This window comes from Rubrivivax sp. A210, assembly GCF_904426505.1.
Taxonomy (GTDB): Bacteria; Pseudomonadota; Gammaproteobacteria; order Burkholderiales; family Burkholderiaceae_C; genus Rubrivivax.
In genome coordinates, this window is record NZ_CAJGBN010000030.1 from 1 (window position 1) to 7,490 (window position 7,490).

Here is a 7,490-nt window from a genome sequence, read left to right on the forward strand (position 1 = left end):
GAATTCGCAGTTCCATGATGTTGGTGTCCTTCCAGGGCATTGGTACCCTCCTTGTGGAGGTCCATCGTCCCTGTCTCGTCACCTGCACGCTGCGAGAAAAGTGTCACCCATCCGCCCCGGTCGTACCCCAAGTGCTGCCTAACCCCTCGCTCAAGCGGAGCGCCAACGGCAGGCCACCAGGCCCGGGCCGGTGGTACGCGGTACATTTTCACCGGCCCGGGCCTGGCGCCCTACCGTCGGCGCCCGCTTAGCTCGAACGTTAGGCAGCGCAGGGCAAGCCTTGTGGTGTTCCAGCAGAGTCAGCGCCTGGCGGCGTGAACCGAACAGCCACGAGGCGGCAGAGCCGCACCACCATCGGCCGGCTACAGCGGTGACGCCGGAATCTCCATAGCCATAGGCACGCATGGTTCCCTGCTCCGACGAGACGAAGACCAAGACATGAAGAAGCAGCGCTATGTCTGCGCAGGACACTGCGAAGGAAGCCATGAATTTCAATCAGTTCGTGGGGCCGCCGCGGCCAGCGTTTGCGCGTCACGGCCTGCCCCTCTGGCGCGGCGGCTTGAAGACGTGGCACGCCACGCTCGCCAGCGTGGAGCGGGAAGCCTTCTTTGTTCGCGAGCAAGAAGATAGCCAGAATTCAAAGCTCTCCACCCAATGCGCAGCTCTGCCTAACCCCTCGCTCAAGTGGAGCGCCAACGGCTTGCCCCCAGGCCCGGGCTGCGGTGCGCTACATTCTCCGCAGCCCGGGCCTGGCGGCAAGCCGTCGTCGCCCACTTAGCTCGAACGTTAGGCCACGCAATCAGCACTGTCGGATCGCGTAGCCCGCTTGAAACTCAAACTACGAAAGCACCAACATGATCCTCGGCCTACGCACCGCCATTTATCCGGTCAAAGACCTCGCAGCAGCAAAGGATTGGTACAGCCAAGTTACTGGCCAGGCGCCCTACTTCGATCAGCCGTTCTATGTGGGCTTCTCGGTCGGCGGATTCGAACTTGGTCTTGTTCCCGAAGGTGAATCAAGTGTGGCAGGTGCTCAACCGCTGTGGGGAGTTCAAAACGCGGAGATGGCTTTTGCTAAGCTGCTTTCCCTTGGCGCCAGCGCACTCGAGCCAGTGACCGAAGTAGGCGGAGGCACAAAGGTCGCCGCAGTGACGGACCCATTCGGGAATCGCCTTGGTATCATCGAAAATCCGCACTTCAATCCCACTGCCGTCAAGTAGCTTCCCGTGCGCAAGTTGAGCGCTTCTCGCCAGCATTCGCGAGCGTGGCCTAACCCCTCGCTCAAGCGGAGCGCCAACGGCAGGCCACCAGGCCCGGGCCGGTGGTACGCGGTACATTTTCACCGGCCCGGGCCTGGCGTCCTACCGTCGGTGCCCGCTTAGCTCGAACGTTAGGCGTCTTCAAACACCCTTCCGGCCCTTCCCCTGTCTAACCCCGTACACTAGCGCCAAGATGGCCTACATCCCTCACCCTCAGCATCGAAACGCCGCCTTCGCCTCCCAGAAGTCACAGTGGTCTATATCCGTTTTGGAGGAGACACAGACTTTCACGAGTGCATTGGCTGCAGAGTGGACCGCTAACGATGCGGTCTGGGGCTTGTATCTTGTTCAAGCAGTGCCAGTGATTCTCGGGACGACAGCACTTCCGAACCAGTTCGAGGTGCAAATTGCCAAGTTCGTAGGGAACCAAGGCGATTGGCACGGCTATCCAGTCGCACATTGGCTTGCACCTTACGACCGCCCAGCGTATGCAGTGCTTGAGAAGTGGCGAAATGGCGGCATCATCAACAAAGCCAAGTTCGCGAAAATCTACAGGGGCAAGCGATGCAGCCTGTAAGCCTGCTACTTGAAGGCGAGTACTGGGATTCCCAGATTTACTCAGGTGAACTTACGCTCTTTGGCGCTGAGGGTAGCTATCACCGTATAAATTGGTCTGAGCTAATTGATGAAATGGCCTTGGCGCATCCGGCCATTCAGACGGCACTACGTGTGGCGTTCTCTGACAGCGACCTCTTCTATACACAGAAAGTGCGAAAGATTCTGCGCGACCCAGATATTGAGGTCGTCATTAAGCGCCAGTTGAACGCCCTAGCTAGCTTTGCACTTGAGGCGTCCGAACAATCCTGGTCAAAATTCTGGAGGACTTCAGACAGCCCATTCGATTTTTTGCCGGTGGATACGGACATCTATTACCACCACGTCTTTGCGGGTAGTGATTCCGGCCTCTTCTCTGCACTAAGGTCGGGCGCCTCGTCAAAATTGCTGAAGCAGTCGGCGCGCCGCCATCATGACGGCCGCATTCTTCAAGTTAAGGCCTCAAACCAGAGCACAGCAATTGCGGCGGCAGCCGGATCGGACGGGCTTCTCGAGTTCGCCTTTAAGAGCACTTCCGAGACTCTACTTGATGAACTGCGAACTTTAGCGAAACGCCCATGCAGCTCTTGCGAGTGGGCCTTCCAGAGCGTATTTGCTTGGGACACCGTAGCCGCCTATCTTGCCAACTTCCGCCGTGAGAAGGACCCACGCACGAACCGTGCGCATCGCGTTTTCGACCAAGTTATTGGCGAAGAACGAATGTTCGGGAATGGGGCAGCGACAGTCGACTCATACGTCTGGGGCTCAAACGAAAAAATCTTCAAGCTAAACGCATCTGGGCTAGAGGTGGTGAATTACGCCCCTCCGCCGGATCGCAAGCCTGGCGATGGGCAATCTATTGCGAAGCCGACAGACTCGGAGCTATTCAAATCATTAGGTTCGAAAGAACTGAACATCGATCCAACCCAGATCGTCGCAACTGGCACTGCACCGTTCGGCAGCATAGTCGAGTTGCCAGATCGGCTTGTTGTGCTTCGCTCGGACAACGAAGTCAATGTTTTCCCAGGTGAGCCCGTGCATTGGCGCGTTTTCCCGCGATCAGAACACTACAGCAATCAGTTGCACATAGTGTACGAAGATCGAATTCAGATTGTCTCGTTTGTTCACGACTACTTTGTGGAACAGAAGAGCAAGCTAACTGGATTTGCCCGTGGCAGCAATGATTTCATTGTGCGCCACCCCGTTGCCAAAGACGCCTAACCCCTCGCTCAAGCGGAGCGCCAACGGCAGGCCACCAAGCCCGGGCCGGTGGTACGCGGTACATTTTCACCGGCCCAGGCTTGGCGCCCTGCCGTTGTCGCCCGCTTAGCTCGAACGTTAGGCGTCGAAAACAACCACCGTGACACTCCCAGTTTCCACAGAAGTTCGGCTTGGCAACTTGAGTGACCAAGCTACCATTGCTGAGATTGATGAATTTGGTGGAGACCGACTTGCTGAAATCGACGCCAAGTGCCTTTTCGTGGCAACTCAAAAAGGTGTCATCGTTGGCTACGCTAGCTACGAACCTCGGGGTCTTCTTGGGCAACCACTTCTCACCTATTTGTGCGTCAGCAAGCAACACAGAAGGCAGGAAGTCGCTACCTCCCTTGTCAGGCATGTTCAAAGCGTTGCGAAGGGTAGGAAGCTCATCTCATCCACGGAGGACTGGTGTGTTGGTACGCAGCGGATCTTCGAGCGCCTGGGTTGGACACCTATCGGCACCATCGCCCACGTCAACAAGGATGGTTCTACTGAGCTGTTCTATGCCGTTGCGATCGACGCCTAACCCCTCGCTCAAGCGGAGCGCCAACGGCTTACCACCAGGCCCGGTCTGCGGTACGCTATATTTTCCGCAGCCCGGGCCTAGCGGTAAGCCGTCGGCTCCCTCTTAGCTCGAACGTTAGGCCTCACAGGAACCAGTGTTGGCGCACCACCCGCCAAAACAGCCTTCGTGGCAATCCCAAACTTTGCAGCCTCCCCGGACTTTCCCTTAAGTGTTCCCCCAAGCGTGAGGGCCTCATTGATGACTTTTCTGCGTCCGACTACTTGCCAAAATCAAGGCGATTGCGTTCAATCCAGTCATGTCAGCTTTGTAACGCTGTCGCATAAAACACGTTAGGCCACGCAAATACACCCACGCCGGCAGCTTTCGCGAAACTAACCAACCGCACCAAATGCATCCGCTCTCCAACATCGCTGCGGTTCAGAAGCGGAACAATTTCCACGAGCAAAAGCCTCGTATCAAGGTACTGCAAGTATTTGCGCTGGAACCAGCACCACAAGTGACAGAAAGCCTCAGCCGCCTTCACTTCGCCGAGAATTTAGTTGGCCAGCTCGGGTGCATCGCCGCCTACGCTTCGCCAGCGCACCACCGAAGAAATACACCAAGCTTCGCCAGCAGTAGCAGCTCAGGCAAGTTGGCTGCAACCTCGTGCTGGTTGCCGGTGCGCAGCAGAAAATGGGCGCCGCTGCAGTGGCAGCAAGTCAACTCAAAGCAAGGCGGGCATCAGTGGCCGTCAAAAGCGTGGCCTAACACGTCGCTCAAGCTGAGCACCAACGGCAAAACGCCAGGCCCCGGCCACAGGTACGCTGTACATTTTCTGTGGCCGGGGCCTGGCGTTTCACCGTCGGTGCCAGCTTAGCTCCCACGTTAGGCCGCACAAAATCCACTTCGCCACAGTTGGCAGCCAACTCGCTATCAGGACAAAAGTTCTTTTGCCAACCGAGTCAGCAATACGAAAATCTACAACGTCTTCATGCGCGGCAATTGAAGGAGTCAAAGAATGATTGCACCAATTCGAAGCCTTCATCACAGGCTACTCAACACCGCTATTGTTTGGATTCCTCTGGCAGACACCGGTTATTCCTACTCACAGGATGGCAATCCCTGGCGCATCCTAAGCATGTTCGGATGGGCGATCTTCGGAGTCGCCTGGTTTTTGCGCCCTGCCGTATTTACTTTCACCTTTAGCAAGAAAAGCCCCCGAAGCGAGGAGATTGCATTAATAACCAAGAGGCAGTGGAGCATGATTCTTGGAATTAGTATCCTGCTTATAATCGCGGCACTTATTGCCAGATATGCGAGTGCGGCCTAACCCCTCGCTCAAGCGGAGCGCCAACGGCAGGCCACCAAGCCCGGGCTGGCGGTACGCGGTACATTTTCGCCAGCCCGGGCCTGGTGTCCTGCCGTCGCCGCCCGCTTAGCTCGAACGTTAGGCCACGCAAATACACCCACCTCGGCAGTCTTCGCGAAGTCCACCAGCCGCACTAAATGCATCCGTTCATCACCATCGCTGCGGCCCGGAAGGCGACCAAATGCCGCGAGCAGAGGCCTAGTCTCAAGGCAACACGAGTATTTGCGCTTAAGCCCACATCACAAATGAATATCGGCCCCGACGTCCAGCACTACGCCGAGAATCTAATCGGCCAGCTCTTTGGCGTCGCCGCCTACGCCTCGCCAGCACAGCACCGACGAAAGACACCCAGCCTGCCCAGCATTCGCAGCTCAGAAACGTTGGCGTCCTCGTGCTGGGCGCCTGAGCCACGCAGAAGCTGGTCGCCGTGGCAGTGCCACCAAGTCGGCTCAAGACAAGGCGTGCATCACTGGCCGTCAAAAGCGTGGCCTAACACGTCGCTCAAGCTGAGCCCCAACGGCAAAACACCAGGCCCCGGCCACAGGTACACTGTACATTTTCTGTGGCCGGGGCCTGGCGTTTCACCGTCGTTGCCAGCTTAGCTCCCACGTTAGGCAGCACAAGCCACCCGCTTTGGCGCCCGGAGTCCCTTGAATTCAGGAGAGCCACATTGGCTGACATCGACAAAGCAATCACCCGCGTGCTTGATACCTACAAGTCGTCAGTCCGCGCCAAGGATGCAGGCACGCTCATGAAGCTCTACGACCCGAAGGTTCGGGTCTTTGACACCTGGGGAATCTGGTCATACGAAGGCGCAGCGTCTTGGCAGTCAGCTGTTGAATCTTGGTTCACGTCGCTGGGCACCGAGACGGTGAACGTCCACTTTGAAGACGTTCAAGTCGTCGCAAGCGAAGGCTTTGCATCACTCAGCGCAATCGTCACCTACTCCGCGGTCTCCGCCCAAGGAGAACAACTGCGCGCTATGCAGAATCGGCTCACCTGGGTTCTCAAGAGTACCGGGCACGTCCTGAGAATTGTCCATGAACACACTTCAGCGCCAGTAGGCTTCGAAGATGCTAAGGCCATACTGTCCCGAGCCAAGTGAATCCGTGGCCTTCGCGCCAAGTGCTGCCTAACCCCTCGCTCAAGCGGAGCGCCAACGGCAGGCCACCAAGCCCGGGCCTGTGGTACTCCGTACATTGTCACAGGCCCGGGCTTGGCGTCCTGCCGTCGTCGCCCGCTTAGCTCGAACGTTAGGCCACGCAAATACACCCACCTCGGCAGTCTTCGCGAAGTCCACCAGCCGCACTAAATGCATCCGTTCATCACCATCGCTGCGGCCCGGAAGGCGACCAAATGCCGCGAGCAGAGGCCTAGTCTCAAGGCAACACGAGTATTTGCGCTTAAGCCCACATCACAAATGAATATCGGCCCCGACGTCCAGCACTACGCCGAGAATCTAATCGGCCAGCTCTTTGGCGTCGCCGCCTACGCCTCGCCAGCACAGCACCGACGAAAGACACCCAGCCTGCCCAGCATTCGCAGCTCAGAAACGTTGGCGTCCTCGTGCTGGGCGCCTGAGCCACGCAGAAGCTGGTCGCCGTGGCAGTGCCACCAAGTCGGCTCAAGACAAGGCGTGCATCACTGGCCGTCAAAAGCGTGGCCTAACACGTCGCTCAAGCTGAGCCCCAACGGCAAAACACCAGGCCCCGGCCACAGGTACGCTGTACATTTTCTGTGGCCGGGGCCTGGCGTTTCACCGTCGGTGCCAGCTTAGCTCCCACGTTAGGCCGCAGAAACGGGCACCGTCCCACCATTCACTACTCTTCGGAGGCCAATATGAAGCGAGTCACAGGTATAGGCGGCATCTTCTTCAAAGCCAAAGACGCGCCCTCGCTTCAGGCCTGGTACAAACGTCACCTAGGTATCAATGTACAAGAATGGGGTGGCACTGCATTCACTTGGACTGACTCAGAAGGCAAACCAACAGGCGGCACGACAATATGGTCCGTCGGGGCCGATGAGGGCGACCACTTCGCCCCAAGCACAGCCAAGTTCATGGTGAACTACCGTGTGGAAGACTTGCAGGGGCTGGTGAAAGTACTCAAGGAAGAGGGCTGCAACGTCCTCGACAAGATCGACGACTCCGAATACGGAAAGTTCGCATGGGTCATAGACCCAGAGGGAAACAAGGTCGAACTCTGGCAGCCACCAGCCGGTCAATGAGTTGTCCAAGCGCCATCCGCAGCGAACTGCGGCCTAACCCCTCGCTCAAGCGGAGCGCCAACGGCAGGCCACCAGGCCCGGTCTGGCGGTACGCGGTACATTTTCGCCAGCCCGGACCTGGCGTCCTACCGTCGGCGCCCGCTTAGCTCGAACGTTGATATGGCTTCTTTCTGTCAAGAGGCAAAAGTCAGCCCTCTGCAATTGCAGATCTCATGATTCCCGTTGCCGGACGGGGAACGCGACGGAGCCTGAGGTTGCCACCCGTAATGGATGTGCG

5 protein-coding genes are annotated in these 7,490 nt (G+C 57.8%); all 5 read left to right on the plus strand.

Annotation, left to right across the window (positions count from 1 at the left end; translation table 11 throughout):
* The first annotated feature begins 854 nt into the window (after positions 1-854).
* The 5 genes from JMV16_RS15930 (at position 855) to JMV16_RS15950 (ending at position 7,213) form a co-directional block, all read left to right on the plus strand.
* Positions 855-1,220 carry a VOC family protein gene (locus JMV16_RS15930; RefSeq protein WP_201495291.1) on the plus strand — a complete coding sequence of 122 codons (366 nt, stop codon included), beginning with the start codon at positions 855-857 and terminating at the stop codon, positions 1,218-1,220.
* Between the two features lie 603 nt (positions 1,221-1,823).
* A complete protein-coding gene (locus JMV16_RS15935; RefSeq protein ID WP_201495292.1) occupies positions 1,824-3,074 on the plus strand; it encodes a hypothetical protein in 1,251 nt (416 codons plus the stop codon).
* Positions 3,075-3,252: 178 nt separating this feature from the next.
* Positions 3,253-3,639 (plus strand): GNAT family N-acetyltransferase, encoded by a 387-nt coding sequence (locus JMV16_RS15940; RefSeq protein ID WP_201495293.1) that lies wholly within the window; start codon positions 3,253-3,255, stop codon positions 3,637-3,639.
* A 2,018-nt stretch (positions 3,640-5,657) separates the two neighbouring features.
* Positions 5,658-6,092 carry a YybH family protein gene (locus JMV16_RS15945; protein WP_201495294.1) on the plus strand — a complete coding sequence of 145 codons (435 nt, stop codon included), beginning with the start codon at positions 5,658-5,660 and terminating at the stop codon, positions 6,090-6,092.
* Positions 6,093-6,826: 734 nt separating this feature from the next.
* On the plus strand, positions 6,827-7,213 hold the full coding sequence (locus tag JMV16_RS15950; protein WP_201495295.1) for a VOC family protein: 387 nt from the start codon (positions 6,827-6,829) through the stop codon (positions 7,211-7,213).
* Positions 7,214-7,490: the final 277 nt, after the last annotated feature.